20 protein-coding genes and 2 tRNA genes are annotated in these 19336 nt (G+C 67.9%); 3 read left to right on the plus strand and 19 right to left on the minus strand.

All coding sequences use genetic code 11. The features are described from left to right. Nucleotides 1-72 precede the first annotated feature (72 nt). The 9 genes from rpoB to CG723_RS20510 all read right to left on the minus strand — a co-directional run bounded on the left by rpoB (nucleotide 73) and on the right by CG723_RS20510 (nucleotide 9331). Nucleotides 73-3558: a DNA-directed RNA polymerase subunit beta gene (gene rpoB / locus CG723_RS20465; protein ID WP_100594897.1), complete on the minus strand. Its 3486-nt coding sequence runs from the start codon at nucleotides 3556-3558 to the stop codon at nucleotides 73-75. Nucleotides 3559-4234: 676 nt separating this feature from the next. Further along, a complete protein-coding gene (gene rplL / locus CG723_RS20475; RefSeq protein ID WP_100594898.1) occupies nucleotides 4235-4618 on the minus strand; it encodes a 50S ribosomal protein L7/L12 in 384 nt (127 codons plus the stop codon). A gap of 110 nt (nucleotides 4619-4728) precedes the next feature. Beyond that, nucleotides 4729-5259, minus strand: a complete 531-nt coding sequence (gene rplJ / locus CG723_RS20480; RefSeq protein WP_100594899.1) for a 50S ribosomal protein L10 — start codon at nucleotides 5257-5259, stop codon at nucleotides 4729-4731. Between the two features lie 331 nt (nucleotides 5260-5590). After that, nucleotides 5591-6310 carry a hypothetical protein gene (locus CG723_RS20485; protein ID WP_100594900.1) on the minus strand — a complete coding sequence of 240 codons (720 nt, stop codon included), beginning with the start codon at nucleotides 6308-6310 and terminating at the stop codon, nucleotides 5591-5593. A gap of 141 nt (nucleotides 6311-6451) precedes the next feature. Beyond that, nucleotides 6452-7180 carry a 50S ribosomal protein L1 gene (rplA, locus tag CG723_RS20490; protein ID WP_100594901.1) on the minus strand — a complete coding sequence of 243 codons (729 nt, stop codon included), beginning with the start codon at nucleotides 7178-7180 and terminating at the stop codon, nucleotides 6452-6454. A gap of 83 nt (nucleotides 7181-7263) precedes the next feature. Continuing rightward, nucleotides 7264-7698 (minus strand): 50S ribosomal protein L11, encoded by a 435-nt coding sequence (gene rplK, locus CG723_RS20495; protein WP_100594902.1) that lies wholly within the window; start codon nucleotides 7696-7698, stop codon nucleotides 7264-7266. A 177-nt stretch (nucleotides 7699-7875) separates the two neighbouring features. Continuing rightward, nucleotides 7876-8784, minus strand: coding sequence for a transcription termination/antitermination protein NusG (nusG, locus tag CG723_RS20500; RefSeq protein WP_100594903.1), 909 nt, complete (start codon nucleotides 8782-8784; stop codon nucleotides 7876-7878). 77 nt (nucleotides 8785-8861) lie between these two features. Further along, a complete protein-coding gene (gene secE / locus CG723_RS20505; RefSeq protein ID WP_100594904.1) occupies nucleotides 8862-9149 on the minus strand; it encodes a preprotein translocase subunit SecE in 288 nt (95 codons plus the stop codon). Between the two features lie 109 nt (nucleotides 9150-9258). Continuing rightward, nucleotides 9259-9331: transfer RNA gene (locus CG723_RS20510), tRNA-Trp, on the minus strand. A gap of 190 nt (nucleotides 9332-9521) precedes the next feature. Here CG723_RS20510 and CG723_RS20515 point away from each other — a divergent pair. After that, on the plus strand, nucleotides 9522-10760 hold the full coding sequence (locus CG723_RS20515) for a pyridoxal phosphate-dependent aminotransferase (protein ID WP_100594905.1): 1239 nt from the start codon (nucleotides 9522-9524) through the stop codon (nucleotides 10758-10760). A 185-nt stretch (nucleotides 10761-10945) separates the two neighbouring features. Continuing rightward, on the plus strand, nucleotides 10946-11974 hold the full coding sequence (locus tag CG723_RS20520) for an adenosine deaminase (protein WP_100594906.1): 1029 nt from the start codon (nucleotides 10946-10948) through the stop codon (nucleotides 11972-11974). Nucleotides 11975-11992: 18 nt separating this feature from the next. On the opposite strand, the gene CG723_RS20525 is transcribed toward CG723_RS20520, so the two are convergent. Then, nucleotides 11993-12718 carry a DsbA family protein gene (locus CG723_RS20525; protein WP_100594907.1) on the minus strand — a complete coding sequence of 242 codons (726 nt, stop codon included), beginning with the start codon at nucleotides 12716-12718 and terminating at the stop codon, nucleotides 11993-11995. Between the two features lie 31 nt (nucleotides 12719-12749). Beyond that, complete coding sequence (locus CG723_RS20530) at nucleotides 12750-13346, minus strand: TetR/AcrR family transcriptional regulator (RefSeq protein WP_100594908.1); 597 nt, start codon at nucleotides 13344-13346, stop codon at nucleotides 12750-12752. A gap of 88 nt (nucleotides 13347-13434) precedes the next feature. Here CG723_RS20530 and CG723_RS20535 point away from each other — a divergent pair, with 88 nt between their 5' ends. Further along, complete coding sequence (locus tag CG723_RS20535) at nucleotides 13435-14067, plus strand: NAD(P)-dependent oxidoreductase (RefSeq protein ID WP_100594909.1); 633 nt, start codon at nucleotides 13435-13437, stop codon at nucleotides 14065-14067. Nucleotides 14068-14103: 36 nt separating this feature from the next. Here the strand turns inward: CG723_RS20535 and CG723_RS20540 are convergent, their stop codons facing one another. From CG723_RS20540 to CG723_RS20575, 8 genes are all read right to left on the minus strand, one after another. Continuing rightward, nucleotides 14104-15219, minus strand: coding sequence for a UDP-N-acetylmuramate dehydrogenase (locus tag CG723_RS20540; RefSeq protein ID WP_100594974.1), 1116 nt, complete (start codon nucleotides 15217-15219; stop codon nucleotides 14104-14106). A 71-nt stretch (nucleotides 15220-15290) separates the two neighbouring features. Beyond that, the gene (locus tag CG723_RS20545; RefSeq protein ID WP_100594910.1) at nucleotides 15291-15671 is read right to left on the minus strand and encodes a DUF3291 domain-containing protein; all 381 of its coding nucleotides are present in this window, start codon (nucleotides 15669-15671) and stop codon (nucleotides 15291-15293) included. A gap of 42 nt (nucleotides 15672-15713) precedes the next feature. Continuing rightward, on the minus strand, nucleotides 15714-17159 hold the full coding sequence (locus CG723_RS20550) for a DHA2 family efflux MFS transporter permease subunit (protein WP_100594911.1): 1446 nt from the start codon (nucleotides 17157-17159) through the stop codon (nucleotides 15714-15716). A 133-nt stretch (nucleotides 17160-17292) separates the two neighbouring features. Beyond that, the gene (locus CG723_RS20555; RefSeq protein WP_199841830.1) at nucleotides 17293-17862 is read right to left on the minus strand and encodes a TetR/AcrR family transcriptional regulator; all 570 of its coding nucleotides are present in this window, start codon (nucleotides 17860-17862) and stop codon (nucleotides 17293-17295) included. A gap of 139 nt (nucleotides 17863-18001) precedes the next feature. Continuing rightward, entirely contained in the window at nucleotides 18002-18430 is a 429-nt protein-coding gene (locus tag CG723_RS20560) for a MaoC family dehydratase (RefSeq protein ID WP_100594912.1), read from the minus strand. 2 nt (nucleotides 18431-18432) lie between these two features. After that, nucleotides 18433-18885, minus strand: a complete 453-nt coding sequence (locus CG723_RS20565; protein ID WP_100594913.1) for a MaoC family dehydratase N-terminal domain-containing protein — start codon at nucleotides 18883-18885, stop codon at nucleotides 18433-18435. Between the two features lie 126 nt (nucleotides 18886-19011). Beyond that, nucleotides 19012-19176 carry a 50S ribosomal protein L33 gene (gene rpmG / locus CG723_RS20570; RefSeq protein WP_100594914.1) on the minus strand — a complete coding sequence of 55 codons (165 nt, stop codon included), beginning with the start codon at nucleotides 19174-19176 and terminating at the stop codon, nucleotides 19012-19014. 87 nt (nucleotides 19177-19263) lie between these two features. Continuing rightward, a tRNA-Met gene (locus CG723_RS20575) sits at nucleotides 19264-19336 on the minus strand.

The raw sequence follows: 19336 nt of genomic DNA on the forward strand, positions 1-19336 counted from the left end.
AGGCGCTTCATCATGGTCTGAACGGTCCCGGGGATGGCCGGGGGCTCCTTGTGGAGCCCCCGACCAGGCCCGTCAGACCTCTTCGACGCTGCTCGGCTCGCGCCGGGACAGGTCGATACCGAGCTCCTCCGCCGCACGGAAGACGTCCTCGTCGGTGTCGCGCATCTCGATGGACATGCCGTCCGAGGACAGCACCTCCACGTTGAGGCAGAGCGACTGCATTTCCTTGATGAGCACCTTGAAGGACTCGGGAATGCCCGGCTCGGGAATGTTCTCGCCCTTGACGATGGCCTCGTAGACCTTCACGCGGCCGGTCACGTCGTCGGACTTGATCGTCAGGAGCTCCTGGAGGGCGTAAGCGGCACCGTAAGCCTCAAGCGCCCACACCTCCATCTCACCGAATCGCTGGCCACCGAACTGAGCCTTACCACCCAGCGGCTGCTGGGTGATCATGGAGTACGGACCGGTCGAACGGGCGTGGAGCTTGTCGTCGACCAGGTGGTGCAGCTTGAGGATGTACATGTACCCGATCGAGATCGGGTCCGGGAACGGCTCACCGGAGCGGCCGTCGAACAGGTTGGCCTTGCCGGACGGCTGGACCAGACGGTCACCGTCGCGGTTCGGGATCGTGGCCTCGAAGAGACCGGAGATCTCGTCCTCACGCGCACCGTCGAAGACCGGGGTCGCGACGTTGGTACCGGGGGCGACCTGGTCGGCGCCGATGGCCTGCAGGCGCTGGGCCCACTCGTCACCGAGGCCGGAGACGTCCCAGCCGCGGCTGGCGAGCCAGCCGAGGTGGATCTCCAGGACCTGTCCCGGGTTCATTCGGGACGGCACACCCAGCGGGTTGAGGATGATGTCGACCGGAGTTCCGTCCTCGAGGAACGGCATGTCCTCGATCGGAAGGATCTTCGAGATAACACCCTTGTTGCCGTGGCGGCCGGCGAGCTTGTCACCGTCCGTGATCTTGCGCTTCTGCGCCACGTAGACACGAACCAGCTGGTTCACGCCCGGCGGCAGCTCGTCGCCCTCTTCACGGTCGAAGACGCGGACGCCGATGACCTTGCCGATCTCACCGTGCGGCACCTTCAGCGAGGTGTCGCGCACCTCGCGCGCCTTCTCACCGAAGATCGCGCGGAGCAGGCGCTCCTCCGGCGTCAGCTCGGTCTCACCCTTGGGCGTGACCTTGCCGACGAGGATGTCGCCGGCGACGACCTCGGCACCGATACGGATGATGCCGCGCTCGTCGAGGTCGGCGAGGACCTCTTCGGAGACGTTCGGGATGTCCCGGGTGATCTCCTCCGGGCCGAGCTTGGTGTCACGGGCGTCGACCTCGTGCTCCTCGATGTGGATCGAGGAGAGGACGTCGTCCTGCACGAGGCGCTGCGACAGGATGATCGCGTCCTCGTAGTTGTGACCCTCCCACGGCATGAACGCCACGAGCAGGTTCTTGCCGAGCGCCATCTCGCCGTTCTCGGTCGCGGGACCGTCGGCCAGAACCTGGCCCTCGATCACGCGGGCGCCCTCGTCCACGACAACCTTCTGGTTGACGGAGGTGCCCTGGTTGGAGCGCGAGAACTTCGCGAGGCGGTACGTGGTGTACGTGCCGTCGTCGTTGGCGGTGGTGATGTAGTCCGCGGAAACCTCCTGGACCACACCGTCCTTCTCCGCCTTGAGCACGTCGCCCGCGTCAGTGGCGCAGCGGTACTCCATGCCCGTGCCGACGAGCGGCGCCTCGGACTTGATCAGCGGCACGGCCTGACGCATCATGTTCGCGCCCATGAGGGCACGGTTGGCGTCGTCGTGCTCGAGGAACGGGATCATCGCGGTCGCGACCGACACCATCTGGCGCGGCGAGACGTCCATGTAGTCGACGTCGTCGCCCGGGATGTAGTCGATCTCGCCGCCACGACGGCGGACCAGGACGCGGTTCTCGGTGAACCGCATGTCCTCGCCGAGGCCGGCGTTGGCCTGGGCGATCACGAAGCGGTCTTCCTCGTCCGCGGTCAGGTAGTCGACATCGTCGGTGACGACACCCTCGACGACCTTGCGGTACGGCGTCTCGACGAAGCCGAACGCGTTGACGCGACCGTAGGAAGCCAGCGAACCGATCAGGCCGATGTTCGGGCCTTCAGGCGTCTCAATCGGGCACATACGGCCGTAGTGGGACGGGTGCACGTCACGGACCTCGAAGCCGGCCCGCTCACGGGAGAGACCACCCGGGCCAAGCGCCGACAGACGGCGCTTGTGGGTGAGACCCGACAGCGGGTTGTTCTGGTCCATGAACTGCGACAGCTGGCTGGTGCCGAAGAACTCCTTGATGGAGGCGACGACCGGCCGGATGTTGATCAGGGTCTGCGGCGTGATCGCCTCGACGTCCTGAGTCGTCATGCGCTCGCGGACGACGCGCTCCATACGAGCCAGACCCGTGCGGACCTGGTTCTGGATGAGCTCGCCGACGTTACGCAGACGACGGTTGCCGAAGTGGTCGATGTCGTCGGTCTCGACGACAATCGAGACACCGCTGTCGCCAACGGTCTCGGTCTCACCGGCGTGCAGCTTCACCAGGTACTTGATCGACGAGATGATGTCCTCGACGGTCAGGACGCCGGCGTCCAGCGGGGCTTCGCCGCCCAGCTTCTTGTTGACCTTGTAGCGGCCGACCTTCGCGAGGTCGTAGCGCTTCGGGTTGAAGTAGAGGTTCTCGAGCAGCGTCTGCGCGGCCTCACGGGTCGGCGGCTCGCCCGGACGCAGCTTGCGGTAGATGTCGAGGAGCGCGTCGTCCTGGCCCTGAGTGTGGTCCTTCTCCAGGGTGGCGCGCATGGACTCGTACTCGCCGAACTCCTCGAGGATCTGCTCGGTCGTCCAACCGAGAGCCTTGAGGAGAACGGTGACGGACTGCTTGCGCTTGCGGTCGATGCGGACACCGACCATGTCGCGCTTGTCGATCTCCATCTCGAGCCAGGCACCCCGGGACGGGATGACCTTGGCCGAGAAGATGTCCTTGTCGGACGTCTTGTCGATCGAGGAGTCGAAGTAGACGCCCGGCGAGCGGACGAGCTGCGACACAACGACACGCTCGGTGCCGTTGATGACGAAGGTGCCCTTGTTGGTCATGAGCGGGAAGTCGCCCATGAAGACCGTCTGGGACTTGATCTCGCCGGTCTCGTTGTTGGTGAACTCGGCGGTGACGAAGAGCGGGGCGCCGAACGTGAAGTCGCGCTCCTTGCACTCGTCGATCGAGTTCTTCGGCGGCTCGAAGCGGTGGTCGCGGAACGTCAGCGACATCGACCCGGAGAAGTCCTCGATCGGAGAGATCTCCTCGAAGATCTCCTCCAGACCGGACTTCCTGGGGACGTCCTGTCCGCTTTCAAGAGCCGCCTCGACACGAGCCTTCCACGCGTCGTTGCCGAGCAGCCAGTCGAAGCTTTCGGTCTGCAGCGCAAGAAGGTTCGGAACCTCGAGGGGCTCCTTGATCTTTGCAAAGGAAATGCGCAGCGGGGCGGTGCTGGCGCCGTTGTTCGTATTCGCGGTCGAGGCAGTGCGCGAGGCGGCCAAGAGGGGGTCCTTCCGAGGGCTCGGACTCACTACGCGCGTACCGGTCCCAAGCTGGCACGGAGGCAGAAGCTTCCCGAATCGGCCCGTGAGGGCCAGGTCGGGACGGTTTCAAGTCCACGGTGCTGGAGCGAGGGCATGCCCCTGGTGACGGGCAGGGAGCAGCTAACAGGCAGCGCAAAGGGTCAGTGTAGCCACTTGGCTCACTGATGTCCAGTGCGGGTTTTTTGAGACCCTCGTTGTCCTCAACGACCCTCGTCAGACCCTCGTTGTTCTCAACAGCTGCAACACGTCACCACGTCACTCGTGGCGCGCACATCCTTACTGCCCTCTTCGTCGTCGATCCATGCCTCGGATCCGGATCGTTGTGACGACGCGTCCTGAGAATTGCGCGCTGCGTGCGGTTCGTCAAGGCCCCGTCCTGTGCGAACGGGGCTGCCCCGACCCCCGCACTCACCAGCAGGCACCCGCAGGCACCGGCTCCAGGCACCGGTTCCAGGCACAACGAAGATCACCATACTCGTCGGGACCGTCAGTGCAAGGCAGCCGAACTGGAGCGCCGAGCGGCCGTCCGGAAAGCCTGAAGGGCGACCACCCAGTTGGGTGATCGCCCTTCAGTACGTTCGCGTTACAGCCCTACGCGAGAGCCGCTCAGCAAGGAGTCAGCAGACTCCCGAGGTCACTTGACCTCGACGGAGGCGCCGGCGCCCTTGAGGGACTCGGCAGCCTTCTCCGCGGCGTCCTTCGCGACCTTCTCGAGGACGGGCTTCGGGGCGCCGTCGACGAGGTCCTTGGCCTCCTTGAGGCCCAGGGAGGTGAGCTCGCGCACGACCTTGATGACCTGGATCTTCTTCTCGCCGGCGCCGGTGAGGATGACGTCGAACTCGTCCTGCTCCTCGGCAGCCTCGGCGGCCGGGCCACCGGCGGCGGGGCCGGCAACAGCGACGGCCGCGGCGGCGGTGACGTCGAACTTCTCCTCGAAGGCCTTCACGAACTCGGAGAGCTCGATGAGGGTCATCTCTTCGAACTGCGCGAGCAGGTCGTCCTGGGACAGCTTCGCCATGATGGCGTCCTTCCACTAATTCGGCAGGTGCCGGAGTTTATGTAGGCGGGCGTACGTTCGGCCCGCTGCGACCGTTGCCCTGGCGGGCAGCGATCATTGCGCGAGCCGAGTTACTCGGCACCGCCCTGCTCGTCGCGCTTGACGCGAAGCGCCTCCGCAGTGCGGACGAACTTCGACGGGAGCGCCTGGAAGACCTGAGCAGCCTGAGTCTGCTTGCCCTTCATGGCGCCCGCCAGCTTGGCGAGCAGAACCTCGCGGGACTCGAGGTCCGCGAGCTTCTTGATCTCATCGGCGGACAGCGCCTTACCGTCAAGGACACCGCCCTTGATGATGAGGTTGGGGTTGTCCTTGGCGAAGTCACGAAGACCCTTCGCCGACTCCACCGGGTCACCGGTGACGAAGGCAACCGCTGTCGGACCCGTGAACAGGTCGTCCAGCGTGTTGATCCCGGCCTCGTTGGCCGCGATCTTGGTCAGCGTGTTCTTCACCACGGCGTACTCGGAGTTCTCACCGAGAGAACGGCGCAGCTGCTTGAGCTGGGCCACGGTGAGACCCCGGTACTCGGTCAGCACGGCGGCGTTCGAGCTGCGGAACTTGTCCGTGAGCTCGGCTACCGCGGCAGCCTTGTCGGGCGTCGGCATAGAGCGTCGGCCTCCTTCCGGGTGATGAGGACCGCTCAGAAGGGGCTGTACAAAACAAAACGCCCCGGCGCAGGCGCACGGGGCATAGCTCGACCGGAACGAGTCCGGGAACTTTCCACAGTCACCTGCGCAGGTCGTCCGCTTTCAGCAGATCCTTCGGTTCCCGGTTCCTCTTGCGAGGGCACGGCAACGACCAGCGGTCTTTGGCTTCCTGAGGAGATTACGTGACGGGGTCCGCCTCAGGCAAATCCGCCCTTGTCGGCCCCTCGCCGGGGCACTCAACCGCTGGTCGCGCGCGGTCCGCTCGCCTTGGCCGTCGCCCTCTTCCCTGTCATGCAGTGGGCTTTCGACCGACGACGTCCTTGAAGTCGACCGTGTCCCGCGCCGGCGGGCGCTCGGCCGAGGCGCGGGCGCCGTAGTCGGCGTAGTGCACGGTCCCGGAGAAGGCTCCGGAGTCCGTACGGGCCCGCTGGACGCGTTTGATTAGAAGGTGCCCGCGGTCGATCCAGACGTCGACGCGCTGCCCGTCGGCCGTGCCCGTGTAGTGCGTGGCGCGGACGCCGCGCACGGTCTCCCGGCCCACCTCGCGCGCGTTGCCCGAGGACAGCAGCAGTTTCAGGGAGGCCGCCGGTGAGAGGTCGGCCCCGGGGGCGTACGGGTATCGGATCCAGTGCTTGCCGTCCGACAGTGCGGCGAACTTGTCGGTCATGCGCGTGTAGTACGCGTCCGGCAGGAAGCGGGACTGGGACGGGGAACCGCCCATGAGCCGGGTCGTCGACGCCATCGAGCCGCCGGTCGCTGTCACCCTCAGGGTGCCGCGCAGCCCGCCCGACCAGCGCAGGACGCCCACGCTCCGCGAGGACAGGCTGGTGCCCGTACTGCTCGTCGCCTCGATCCTGGCGGACCCGGCGGCGGCGACCTCCGAGCGGGCGGCCCGCAGCGCCCCGGTGACGCTCTCGTCGCCCTTGGGCGCCTCGTGCGAGCCGCAGGACACCAGGCCGGCCACCGCCAGGCAGACCGTCCCGTACCGCACCCATGTCCTGCCGTTCATACGCTCCCCCCGCCGAACCCCAGGTCGACCCCGCACGCTAGCGGAGCCCACCGGTGCCCGGAGGGGTTAGCGGGAAAACGGGAACGGGCCCCGCACCTCGAAAGGTGCGGGGCCCGAGCCGACGTGGCTGAGCTGTCAGGCTCAGACCGCAGCCGGGTCCTCCTCGACGAGGAGGTTGCGGGTGCGGTTCGGGTCGAGCGGAACGCCGGGGCCCATCGTGGTGGCGATGGCGGCCTTCTTGATGTAGCGACCCTTGGCGGCGGACGGCTTCAGACGAAGGATCTCGTCCAGGGCCGCGCCGTAGTTCTCCACCAGCTGGGTGTCGTCGAAGGACACCTTGCCGATGATGAAGTGGAGGTTCGAGTGCTTGTCGACGCGGAACTCGATCTTGCCGCCCTTGATCTCGTTCACGGCCTTGACCACGTCCGGGGTCACCGTGCCGGTCTTCGGGTTCGGCATGAGGCCACGGGGGCCGAGCACGCGGCCGAGGCGGCCGACCTTGCCCATGAGGTCCGGGGTGGCGACAACGGCGTCGAACTCGTTCAGGCGGTTGCCCTTGGAGATCTCGTCGATGAGCTCGTCGGAGCCGACGATGTCGGCGCCAGCGGCTTCCGCGGCCGCAGCACGGTCACCGGTCGCGAAGACCAGGACCCGGGCGGTCTTGCCGGTGCCGTGCGGGAGGTTCACGGTGCCACGGACCATCTGGTCGGCCTTGCGCGGGTCGACACCCAGACGCATGGCGACCTCGACGGTGCCGTCGAACTTCGTCGCGGAGGTCTCCTTGGCGATACGGACGGCCTCGAGCGGGGCGTAGAGCTTGTCCCGGTCGATCTTCGCGTCCGCAGCGCGGAGAGTCTTGCTGCGCTTCACTTCTACTCCTGGATTCAGGGATGGAGTTCGTGGTCCGGGCCGGCGCTGGCCCTGCCACTGGAGGTCTTACGGGGTGGAGGGGTTCAGCCCTCGACCGTGACGCCCATGGAACGCGCGGTACCGGCGATGATCTTCGCGGCGGCGTCCAGGTCGTTGGCGTTCAGGTCGGCCATCTTGGTGGTGGCGATCTCGCGGACCTGCGCGTCGGTGATCTTCGCGACCTTGGTCTTGTGAGGCTCGCCGGAGCCCTTCTCGATGCCCGCGGCCTTGAGGATCATCTTGGCGGCCGGGGGCGTCTTGGTGATGAAGGTGAAGGAGCGGTCTTCGTAGACCGTGATCTCCACCGGGATGACCCAGCCACGCTGCGACTCGGTCGCGGCGTTGTAGGCCTTGCAGAACTCCATGATGTTGACGCCGTGCTGGCCCAGCGCGGGACCAACCGGCGGGGCCGGGTTGGCGGCACCGGCCTGGATCTGGAGCTTGATAAGCCCCGTGACCTTCTTCTTCTTGGGAGGCATTGCTCTCTCCGGGTCCTAGTGAGAGTTTTCAGCCGACCACCCGGTCATCCGGATGGAGGCATACCGCACAACGATAACGGGTATCCGTGTGCGGCTAAAAACCGAGCAGGTCAGACAGGCTGTGAGAGCCCGTCTGACCTGTTCGGAAGTGCTTGTTCCAGAAGGTGCCGGAAGGGGCTAGTTCTTCTGGATCTGGTCGAAGCTGAGCTCGACCGGGGTCTCCCGGCCGAAGATCTCGACGAGGCCCTTGACCTTCTTCGAGTCGGCGTTGATCTCGTTGATCGTCGCCTGCAGCGTCGCGAACGGGCCGTCGGTGACGGTGACCGAGTCGCCGACCTCGAAGTCCAGGACCTGGACCTCGACCTTGCGGGACGGAGCCGGCCTGCCCTCGGCCTCGGCGGCCTCACGGGCGGCCTTCTCCTCGGCCTCCGGGGCGAGCATCTTGACGATCTCGTCCAGGGTCAGCGGGTACGGGTCGTAGGCGTTGCCCACGAAGCCGGTGACGCCGGGGGTGTTGCGGACGACGCCCCAGGACTCGTTCGTCAGGTCCATGCGCACCAGCACGTAGCCGGGGAGCTTGTTCTGACGGACGGTCTTGCGCTCGCCGTTCTTGATCTGCGCGACCTCTTCCTGCGGCACCTCGGCCTGGAAGATGAAGTCCTCGACGTTCAGCGAGACGGCGCGCTGCTCGAGGTTGGTCTTCACGCGGTTCTCGTAACCGGCGTACGTGTGGATGACGTACCACTCGCCGGGCAGCGTGCGCAGTTCCTCGCGCAGGGCGACGATCGGGTCGACCGGCTCGGACTCCTCGGCGGCTTCCTCGACGGACTCCTCGTCGGCCTCGGCCTCGGGGGCGTCCTCGGCGGACTCCTCGTCGGCGTCGTCCTCGGCGGCGTGCTCGAGGGACTCCTCGGCGGCTTCGACCTCGTCCTCGACGTGCGCGTCAGCCTCAGTGGCTGCCTCGTCGGCAGTCTCGGCCTGGACCGTGTCCTCGGCGTTCTCGGCGTCCGCCGCCTCGACAATGTCGAGCTCGTCCTCAGCGGACTCGACGGGCTCGATCGCCTCGTTCAGGTTCGGGTCAGACACTGTGGCTGCTTCTTCCTGGATACATAGGGGTGGAACACGCGAAAGGGGCGCCGGGTACGGCGCCCTTCGCTCTCGGCTCAGCCGAAGATGTACTTGACGGCGTGGTTGAAGCCATAGTCAATCACGGTCACCAGACCGATCATGATGACGACGAACACAATCACCACACTGGTGTAGGTGGTGAGCTGGTTCCGAGTCGGCCAGACAACCTTGCGGAGTTCCGCGACGATCTGGCGGTAGAAGAGCGCGAGACGGCCGAAGGGGCCCTTCTTTCCGCGCTTGCCACCCTTACGGGGCTTCTTCTGGGACTCCGGCGCCTCATCCTGGGCATCAGGCATGTCGATGGAGCCCACGGCGTCCGTCACGCGTCCTCACCTGAATTCCGGGTCGTGGCCGTGCCGCGCCCGGTTGAGCCGCACGGCGGTGCATTTGCAGTACGTACATGCGCACACGTCCTGGCGAAGGAGTGTGTAGCAGGGCCGGAGGGACTTGAACCCCCAACCGCTGGTTTTGGAGACCAGTGCTCTACCAATTGAGCTACGACCCTTTGTCTGCCCCAACGTACCGCATCCTTCCGACTGCACGTTGTGTGCCGGAAGAGAGCGGCCGGTGAAGGCCAACGAGCAGTGAGTGTACGTGTTCCGCGGCCCTCCGTCGAACAGAAAGAAGCGGGCCAGTCGTTGATCGTCCGTGAAACCCGTGTGCCGGCCGGGTTTCCGGTCTGGAACGATGGGGTTATGAGCGCTGCTGCTACTCCTTCCACTTCGCCCACCGAGCGCCGGGTCTCCGCCCGTATCGGCGCGATCTCCGAGTCCGCGACCCTCGCCGTCGACGCCAAGGCCAAGGCCCTCAAGGCCGCCGGGCGTCCGGTCATCGGTTTCGGCGCGGGCGAGCCCGACTTCCCGACCCCGGACTACATCGTCGAAGCGGCCATCGAGGCCTGCAAGAACCCGAAGTACCACCGGTACACGCCCGCCGGCGGTCTGCCCGAGCTGAAGGCCGCGATCGCCGCGAAGACGCTGCGCGACTCCGGCTACGAGGTCGACCCCTCGCAGGTCCTGGTGACCAACGGCGGCAAGCAGGCCATCTACGAGGCCTTCGCCGCGATCCTCGACCCGGGCGACGAGGTCATCGTCCCGGCGCCGTACTGGACGACGTACCCCGAGTCGATCCGTCTCGCCGGTGGTGTCCCGGTCGAGGTCGTGGCCGACGAGACGACCGGGTACCGCGTCTCCGTGGAGCAGCTGGAGGCGGCGCGCACCGAGCGCACCAAGGTCGTCCTGTTCGTGTCGCCGTCGAACCCGACGGGCGCGGTCTACAGCGAGGCCGACGCCGAGGCGATCGGCCGCTGGGCCGTCGAGCACGGCCTGTGGGTTCTCACGGACGAGATCTACGAGCACCTGGTCTACGGGGACGCCAAGTTCACGTCCCTGCCGGCGCTCCTGCCCGAGCTGCGCGACAAGTGCATCGTCGTCAACGGCGTCGCCAAGACGTACGCCATGACCGGCTGGCGCGTCGGGTGGATCATCGGCCCGAAGGACGTCGTGAAGGCCGCGACCAACCTGCAGTCGCACGCCACGTCGAACGTGTCGAACGTCGCGCAGATCGCCGCGCTCGCCGCCGTGTCCGGTGACCTGACGGCCGTCGCGAAGATGCGCGAGGCCTTCGACCGCCGCCGCAAGACCATCGTGCGCATGCTGAACGAGATCGACGGCGTGTTCTGCCCCGAGCCCGAGGGCGCCTTCTACGCTTACCCGTCGGTGAAGGAGCTGCTCGGCAAGGAGATCCGCGGCAAGCGTCCGCAGGACTCCGTCGAGCTGGCCGCGCTGATCCTGGAGGAGGCCGAGGTCGCGGTCGTCCCGGGTGAGGCCTTCGGCACGCCGGGCTACCTGCGTCTGTCGTACGCCCTGGGCGACGAGGACCTGGTCGAGGGTGTCTCGCGGATCCAGAAGCTGCTCGCCGAGGCGCGCGACTGACGCGTCTTCCGCGTGATGCGGGCCGTCTCCGGGATTCCCGGGGGCGGCCCGTTTTTCGTCCGGACCGTCGTCCGGACCGTCGTCCGGACCTTGGGTCGGTTCTTCGGTCGGATCTTCGTTCGGACAAGGCCACGAAGGGAGAAAGCCGCTTCCCGCGCGGCGGGTGTGTGCGGCAAGATCCTGGAATGGAGCGTGTACCACGTGATGTAAGGCAGCTGCCCAAGGCCCATCTTCATCTGCACTTCACCGGGTCGATGCGGCCCACGACCCTGCTCGAACTCGCCGACAAGTACGGCGTCAGACTGCCGGACGCCCTGACCGGGTCCGAGCCGCCGAAGCTGCGTGCCACCGACGAGCGCGGCTGGTTCCGCTTCCAGCGGCTGTACGATGCCGCGCGGTCCTGCCTGCGCGAGCCCGAGGACATTCAGCGGCTGGTGCGCGAGGCCGCGCTGGAGGATCTCGCGGACGGGTCGGGGTGGCTGGAGATCCAGGTCGACCCGACGTCGTACGCGCCGCGGCTCGGAGGGCTGATCCCAGCCCTGGAAGTCATCCTGGACGCCGTCGAGACCGCCTCGCGCGACACGGGTCTCGGCATGCGGGTCCTGGTGGCCGCGAACCGTATGAAGCATCCGCTGGACGCGCGCACTCTGGCCCGACTCGCCGTGCGGTACGCGGACCGCGGCATCGTCGGCTTCGGGCTCTCCAACGACGAACGGCGGGGCATGGCGCGGGACTTCGACCGCGCGTTCGCCATCGCCAGGGAGGGCGGGCTCCTGGCCGCGCCGCACGGCGGCGAGCTGACCGGGCCCGCCTCCGTACGCGACTGTCTGGACGACCTGGAGGCGACGCGGATCGGTCACGGAGTGCGGGCCGCCGAGGACCCCCGGCTCCTGAAGCGTCTCGCGGACCGACAGGTGACCTGCGAGGTCTGCCCGGCGTCCAATGTCGCGCTCGGCGTCTACGAGAAGCCGGAGGATGTACCCCTGCGCACTCTGTTCGAGGCAGGGGTGCCGATGGCGCTCGGCGCCGACGACCCGCTCCTGTTCGGCTCGCGTCTGGCCGCCCAGTACGAGATCGCGCGCCGTCACCACGACTTCGACGACGCCGAACTGGCCGAGCTGGCGCGGCAGTCGGTGCGCGGTTCGGCGGCGCCGCAGGACATCAAGGCGAAGCTGCTGTCAGGGGTCGACGACTGGCTGACCGCCGCCCCCTGAGCAGGCCCGGTGCGTCTGTCACTCCGGCAGGGTCGACGTCATGACCGCCAGCGGAACGTACTTGGGGTCGAACATCAGGTTCCACCGGTCCTCGCTGATGAGGGTGCCGTTCACCGCGAAGGCCGGGGTGCCGGGCGCCTTGTCGGCCTCGTAGGCCTTCTCGGAGGCGGTGACGAAGGGGCGGTACTTCATGCCCTTCACCGCCGCGTCGAACTCGGCGCCGCGCAGGCCCTTCACCCGCGAGGCCATGCGGAGCAGGAACGCGTCGGTGTAGCCGTCGACGGCCTCCTCGGGCTGCTCCTGGAAGAGGAGGTCGTGGTACTCGACGAACTTCCCCTTTTCCAGCGCGGCCCGCAGCGCGTTGGCCGCCTTCTTCGAGCCCTTGCCGCCGAGCCGGTCGTCGAGGAACGACGCCAGGGTGTACTCGGCCCTGACCTCGCCGTGAAGGGTCATCTTCCGCAGCGCGCCGGCGCCGCCGTCCTCCTCGAAGTCACGGCAGACGGGGCAGCGCAGGTCCTCGTAGAGCCGTACGACGGTGTCCGCCTTCGATGACCCGACGACGACCGTCGTGCCGTCCGCGGCGAGGTGTTCGGGCAGCTGCCGGGAGCTCGCAAACCGCTCGGGCTTCCTGGCGTCGGCCGCGTCCCCGCCGGACGGTCCCCGGCCGCACCCCGCGGCGAGTACTCCCGTCAGCGCCGCCACCAGCACCGGTATGGCGACCCGGCGCCCTCTTCCACGCAGCATGATCTTGCCCTCCCCAGAAAGAATGGGGACTCTATGCGATCCCTGTGAGCAGGGTGCGGGCGAGGCCCGCGGCGAACTCGTCCAACGGCTGCGGGGGCTTGCGGTCGGGGGCCATGTCGTACGCGAACGCACGCTGGGCGCAGGCTCCGAGGAGGAGTGACGCGGCGGCGTAGGTGTCGGCGTCGCGGCTGACGCGGCCCGCGTCCTGCTCGGATCTGAGGTAGGCGTCCAGACCCTGGATCGGGCGGTGGGGGCCCGTGCCCATCTCGCGCAGCGCCTCCTCATGACGACGCTTGAGCTGGGGTTCCGCGTACAGGGAGGCGGCCATCGGGAAGGTCTGCTCGTAGAAGAGGGCGGCCTCGCGGGCGATCTCCGTGAGGTTCTCCTCGACGCTCTTCGCGCCCGGCTTCCTGGTGAGCTCGGTCAGGAGCGGTCCGAGCTTGGGCAGCCGCTCGCTGAGAACGGTCACGAACAGCTCTTCCTTGTTCGCGAAGTACTTGTAGAGCGCTGCTTCCGAACAGTCCGCCGCTTTGGCGATCTCCTTGGTGGTGGCGCGGGCGAGGCCGATGCTCAGCATGAGTTCATGGGCGGCGTCGACGATGCGGACGCGGGCCGGCTTCTGATGCATGCGGACTCCAACCGAGCTTGACGAGCAGGTGAGTATCCACTCACTCTAGGGGGTGAGTGAACACTTACCCACCCTAGGAGGGTGTGCCATGAGGATCACTGTCTTCGGCGCGACCGGCGGTATCGGCCAGGAAATCGTCCGGCAGGCACTGGCATCAGGACATCAGGTCACCGCGGTGGTCCGTGACCCCGCGCGGTTCACGGTGACGGGTACGGACCTGGAGGTGTTCCGGGCGGATGTCCGGGACCCCGAGGTGCTGCGCCCCGCGGTCGCCGGGCGGGACGCGGTCCTGTCCGGGCTCGGCGCCCGCAAGCGCGCGGACGCGGGCATCACGGCCGAGCTGACCGGGTCGGTACTGGGGGCGGTGGAGGCCGAGAGCGTACGGCGTCTGCTCGTCGTCAGCGCGGCGCCGGTCGGCCCCGAGCCGGAGCGCTCACCACTCCTCGACCGCGCCATGATCGGCTTCATCAGCTCGCTGCTCAAGCCCGTCTACGACGATCTGCGGGCCATGGAGGGCGCGCTCGCGGCCAGCGCCACGGACTGGACCTCCGTGCGCCCGCCGAAGCTCACGGACAAGCCGCTCACGGGCACGTACCGGACCGTGGTCGGCGGGAATCCACGCAGCGGCCGGAGCATCTCGCGGGCCGACGTGGCCCACGCGATGCTGGCGATGATCGACAACCCGGCGACGGTGAAGCAGGGCGTGGGGGTCGCCTACTAGCGGGTCGCCGGGGCAGGGGGCAGAAGGTCACGAGGGTCAGAGAGTCACGCCCACCGTGACCGGCTCGTTGACCAGCGTCACGCCGAAGGCGTCGTGGACGCCGGCCACGACCTCGCGGGCGAGCGCGAGGAGGTCGTCGGTGGTCGCCTCGCCGCGGTTGGTGAGGGCGAGCGTGTGCTTGGTGGAGATACGCGCGGGCCCGCTGCCGTAGCCCTTGGTGAAGCCCGCCTTGTCGATGAGCCAGGCCGCCGAGGTCTTCACGCGGGCCTCGCCGGCCGGGAAGGCGGGCGGGGCGGTGTCGGGGCCGAGACGGTCCGCCACGCGCGCGTGGAAGGCGGCGAACTCCTCCTCGGTGAGGATCGGGTTGGTGAAGAACGACCCGGCCGACCAGGTGTCGTGATCCTCGGGGTCGAGCACCATGCCCTTGCCCGCGCGCAGCTTCAGGACAGTCTCGCGGGCGAGGGCCGCGGGGACCCGGTCGCCCGCCTCGACACCGAGGGTGCGGGCGGTCTCGGGGTACTTGATGGGGGCGCTCATGCCGCCCGCGTCCTCGAGCCCGAACCGCACCCGCAGCACCACGAAGCGCTCGGGATCGGCCTTGAAACGGCTGTGCCGGTACGAGAACGCGCACTCCTCGTTCCGAATGGTGACCGTCTCGTCGGTCTTCCGGTCGTACGCGATCACTTCGGTGATCGTCGACGAGACCTCCTGGCCGTACGCGCCCACGTTCTGGATCGGCGTGGCGCCGGCGGAGCCCGGGATTCCGGCGAGGCACTCGATGCCCGCGAGACCGGCCTCGACGGTGCGGGCGACCGCGTCGGTCCACACCTCGCCGGCCGCGAGCTCAAGGTTCGTACCGTCGAGCGAGAAGCCCTTCGTGGCGATCCGCAGGGCGGTGCCCGCGAAGCCCTTGTCACCGATGACCAGATTGCTGCCACCGCCGACGATCAGCAGCGGGGTGCCTGCCGCGTCGGCCTCACGGACGGCGGCGATCACCTCGTCGTCGGTCGTCGCCGTCAGCAGCCGGGCCGCGGGGCCGCCGAGACGGAAGGTGGTCAGGGGGGCGAGGGGGGCGTCGTGGAGTTCCTGCACGCGCTCAAGAGTACGAGAACGGCCCCGCCGGTCGTGGCGGGGCCGTTCGTCTCCTTCAATACCTGGCGAGTCTTCTCCCTCGATACCTGGTGAGTCTTCTCCTTCGACACCTGGCGAGCTCGCCTCACGGCTCAGGTCAGGCGCCGCAGCGCCTCCGCCCAGTCGAGCGGCAGCTCGTCCGTGGTGGTCTGCCAGCGCACGAACTTCGCGTCCTTCATCTGTGAGCGCAGACCACCAGCCGCCGGGCCATGGGGCGCCGAGCCCGCGAAGCGCTTCAGCGCGTCCGGCGACTCCCAGGCGGACAGGGTCCAGAAGGTCCGCCGCAGGGGAGCCGCCTTCACCGAGGCTCCGTACGCGCCGGGCGCCTTGCTCACCTGGCGCCAGACAGAGGGGGTCTTCGCGAAGAAACGGAGGGCTCCCCACAGGGTGCGGGTCTCGAAGCGGGAGGCCATGACGTGGGCCTCGGCGCCGGCCGGCGGGGTGTTCGGGACGGTCCAGGGCAGTGTGGGCATGACGGGCTCCTTCGAAGAGTGCCGGTTCGGTGCGGGTCGATCTCAGTTCGAAGCGGTCTCCAGGACAGGGGCAGGTCGGGGCTCGGGCTCGCTCCTGGGGCCCTCGGCCGCGCGCCGGCGGGAGGGGATGAACAGGGCCGCGGCTCCGGCGACGGCCACCGTGGCCGCGCCCACCCACAGCGCGGGCTGGATGCCGTCCACGAAGGTCTGCGCGGAGTCGTAGCCGCCCTGCGCCGCGAAGATCGACGACATCACGGCGATACCGAGCGCTCCGCCCACCTCGCGCAGCGCGTTGTTCGCGCCGGACGCGATGCCCTGCTCCTGCGGGCGGACGCTGGACATGACCAGGTTGGACGCGGGGGCGAAGTAGAGGGACATCCCGATGCCGTTGATGATCAGGGCGGGCAGCTGCGCGGTGTACGAGGCGTCGGCGGCGACCACGGAGGCGTAGTAGGCGAGGCCCGCGGCCTGGAGGAAGAGGCCGGTGGCGACGACCAGGCGGCCGCCGATCCGGTCGGACAGGTACCCCGCGATCGGCGAGACGAGCATCGGCATGCCGGTCCAGGGCAGCATCCGCAGGCCCGCCTCGGTGGGCGAGTAGCCGAGGACGCCCTGCATGTACTGGCTGAGCAGGAAGATCGAGCCGAACATCCCGAGGAACATCAGCAGGCTGGCCGCGTTGATCCCGGCGAAGGCGCGGGAGCGGAAGAGGCGCATCGGCAGCATCGCGTTCCTGGCGCGGGTGCCGTGCAGCGCGAAGCCGACGAGCAGGGCGCCGCCGGCGAACAGGCCCAGCAGAACGAGTCCGCTGGTCCAGCCGTCGCGGGGCGCGCGGACCAGGGCGTACACGATGCCGAAGAGGCCGCTGCTGGCGAGCACTGTGCCGACCAGGTCGAGCCGGGCGCCGGTGCCGTACGACTCACTGAGGCGCAGCCGGGCGAGCGGAAGAAGGGCGAGGCCGAGCGGGACGTTCAGCCAGAAGATCCAGTGCCAGGAGACGTGCTCGGTGAGGCTGCCGCCGATCAACGGCCCGCTCGCGACCGCGAGCCCGTTGACGGCGCCCCAGATCCCGTACGCCATCCCGCGCTTCGCCGCCGGGACGGCCGCGGTGAGCAGGGTGAGCGTCAGCGGCATCATGATCGCGGCGCCGACTCCCTGGACCGCGCGGGCGGCGATCAGCGAGTCGATGCCGGGCGCCATGGCCGCGGCGGCGGAAGCACCGGTGAAGACGGTGAGGCCGACGAGGAAGAGCCGGCGGCGGCCGAACCGGTCCCCCAGGGCCGCGCCGAACATCAGCAGCACGGCGAAGGTGAGCGTGTAGGCGCTGACCGTCCACTCCAGGTCGTCGAGCGCTCCGCCGAGATCCTTGCGGATGGAGGGCAGAGCGGTGGTGACGACGAGGTTGTCGAGGGCCGCCATGAACCCGGCGACACTGGTGATGACGAGGGCCCAGACGGCTCCCCCACGGCGTGCTGTCTGCTGTGACATCGTTCCCCCCGGAACGTTGGTTAGTTATTGATGACTAACTTTCATGGGCGGGAAGAGGCCAAGGGCCTCCCCGGACACCCACACCTGGTTCCCCGTGCTCAGTTGCCGATTACTGCCGGCACTCCGGTTACCGCTAGTGCTCCAGGCTCCCCATGGCGCGAGCCGAGGGGTACAGCCCTTCCCAGATCCGGTGCTCCGGGGGGAATCCCATGGAGACCAGAACATTGATCAGCATTCCGTAGGCCATGAAGGTCGTCGTCGTGTCCACGTCCGCCCCCAGAGGCAGATGCGCCGCCTCCCAGAGCTTCATCCACTCAGCGCGGACCGCCTCGCCGAACTCGCGGTCACCGGCCGCCTCGGCGGCGGCGACCGCGACGTACACCTGCATCTGCATCATGAGCCGCTCGGGGTCCTTGGCGATGACGTCGGTGTACGCGTTCGCCATGGCGTGCAGGGCCTCCTCGCCCTCCAGGCCTTCGGAGGCCTCGGCGAAGAGCCGCGTCGCGTCCTGCACGCAACGGGTCGCCGCCGCGAGGAAGATGGCCTTCTTCCCCGGGAAGAGCCGGAACAGATACGGCTGCGAGACACCCACCCGCTTGGCGATCGCATCAGTAGAGGTGCCGTAGTAACCACCCCTGGCGAACTCGCTCATCGCCGCGCGGATGACGCTCTCGCGTCGCTCGTCTGCGCTCATCCTGACCATGCGGCTAAGTTAGTGGTCAATCACTACCTATGTCAAGCGTCACATCTCGGCTCCCGCGAAGGCGTACGAGTCCTGCCTACGAGTAAGGGGCACCCCGCAATGGAGGGTGCCCCTTACTCAGGTTCCTACGGAGCAGCCGTTACGCCAGCTGCACGACCGCCCGCGACATGCCGAGCACTTTCTGGCCCGCGCTCGTCGCGACGAGGTCGACGCGGACGCGGCCGTCGTCGAGCTTGGCGGCGACCTTGCCGCTGACCTCGATCGTCGCGCCCTTGTCGTCGTTCGGGACGATGACGGGCCTGGTGAAGCGCACGCCGTACTCCACGACGGCGGCCGGGTCGCCGACCCAGTCGGTCACGACGCGGATCGCCTCGGCCATGGTGAACATGCCGTGGGCGATGACGTCCGGGAGCCCGACCTCGACCGCGAACTTCTCGTTCCAGTGGATCGGGTTGAAGTCACCGGAGGCGCCCGCGTACTGCACGAGCGTGGCGCGGGTCACGGGGAACGTCTGGGCCGGCAGCTCCGTGCCGATCTCCACATCCGCGTACTGAATCGTCGTCGTCATGGTCACGCCCCCTCGGCCGCGCGCGACACGAGCTTGGTGTGGGCGGTCACGACGTGCTCGCCGGTCTCGTCGTGGACCTCGCCGCGGATGTCCAGGATGTCGTTGCCCGCCAGGGACTTGATCGCCTCGATCGTCGAGGTCACGGTGAGCCGGTCACCGGCGCGCACCGGGCGCGTGTACACGAACTTCTGGTCGCCGTGCACGACGCGGCTGTAGTCGAGGCCCAGCTGCGGGTCCTCGATCACCTGGCCCGCGGCCTTGAACGTGATGGCGAACACAAAGGTCGGCGGAGCGATCACATCGGGGTGGCCGAGCGCCTTGGCCGCCTCCGGATCGACGTAGGCGGGATTGGCGTCCCGCACCGCCTCCGCGAATTCACGGATCTTCTCCCGGCCGACCTCATAGGGGTCGGTGGGCGGGTAGGACCGTCCCACGAAGGACTGGTCGAGCGCCATGGACTCGGCACCTCCTGGATTTGCGCTGTTGCCGGATGTTGCCGGATCTTACGGCCGGCCGCCCACACGCGATAACGACATGAGGCCGCCCCCTCGAAAGGGGACGGCCTCATGTACGAGCCTGAGTCAGCGCGTTTCGCGGTGCGCCGTGTGCTGGTTGCAGCGCGGGCAGTGCTTCTTCATCTCAAGACGGTCCGGGTCGTTACGCCGGTTCTTCTTGGTGATGTAGTTCCGCTCCTTGCACTCCACGCAGGCCAGCGTGATCTTCGGGCGGACGTCGGTGGCAGCCACGTGAGTGCTCCTTGGACGGACGGTTGACGGATGAACGCATGAATAGTAGCCGACCGGAGGACCGACCCCACAATCGGCTACTGTGTGTAGCGGTGACCGGACTTGAACCGGTGACACAGCGATTATGAGCCGCTTGCTCTACCGACTGAGCTACACCGCT

It is taken from the genome of Streptomyces sp. CB01635, assembly GCF_002803065.1.
GTDB lineage: Bacteria > Actinomycetota > Actinomycetes > Streptomycetales > Streptomycetaceae > Streptomyces.

Coding starts and splice junctions, on each gene's coding strand:
- rplL (WP_100594898.1), bottom strand. CDS start 4,618: ATGGCGAAGCTGTCCCAGGACGACCTGCTCGCGCAGTTCGAAGAGATG.
- rplJ (WP_100594899.1), bottom strand. CDS start 5,259: ATGCCGACGCCCGACAAGGCTGCCGCGGTAGCCGAGCTCACGGACAAG.
- CG723_RS20485 (WP_100594900.1), bottom strand. CDS start 6,310: ATGAACGGCAGGACATGGGTGCGGTACGGGACGGTCTGCCTGGCGGTG.
- rplK (WP_100594902.1), bottom strand. CDS start 7,698: ATGCCTCCCAAGAAGAAGAAGGTCACGGGGCTTATCAAGCTCCAGATC.
- CG723_RS20515 (WP_100594905.1), top strand. CDS start 9,522: ATGAGCGCTGCTGCTACTCCTTCCACTTCGCCCACCGAGCGCCGGGTC.
- CG723_RS20520 (WP_100594906.1), top strand. CDS start 10,946: ATGGAGCGTGTACCACGTGATGTAAGGCAGCTGCCCAAGGCCCATCTT.
- CG723_RS20525 (WP_100594907.1), bottom strand. CDS start 12,718: ATGCTGCGTGGAAGAGGGCGCCGGGTCGCCATACCGGTGCTGGTGGCG.
- CG723_RS20530 (WP_100594908.1), bottom strand. CDS start 13,346: ATGCATCAGAAGCCGGCCCGCGTCCGCATCGTCGACGCCGCCCATGAA.
- CG723_RS20535 (WP_100594909.1), top strand. CDS start 13,435: ATGAGGATCACTGTCTTCGGCGCGACCGGCGGTATCGGCCAGGAAATC.
- CG723_RS20545 (WP_100594910.1), bottom strand. CDS start 15,671: ATGCCCACACTGCCCTGGACCGTCCCGAACACCCCGCCGGCCGGCGCC.
- CG723_RS20550 (WP_100594911.1), bottom strand. CDS start 17,159: ATGTCACAGCAGACAGCACGCCGTGGGGGAGCCGTCTGGGCCCTCGTC.
- CG723_RS20555 (WP_199841830.1), bottom strand. CDS start 17,862: ATGGTCAGGATGAGCGCAGACGAGCGACGCGAGAGCGTCATCCGCGCG.
- CG723_RS20560 (WP_100594912.1), bottom strand. CDS start 18,430: ATGACGACGACGATTCAGTACGCGGATGTGGAGATCGGCACGGAGCTG.
- CG723_RS20565 (WP_100594913.1), bottom strand. CDS start 18,885: ATGGCGCTCGACCAGTCCTTCGTGGGACGGTCCTACCCGCCCACCGAC.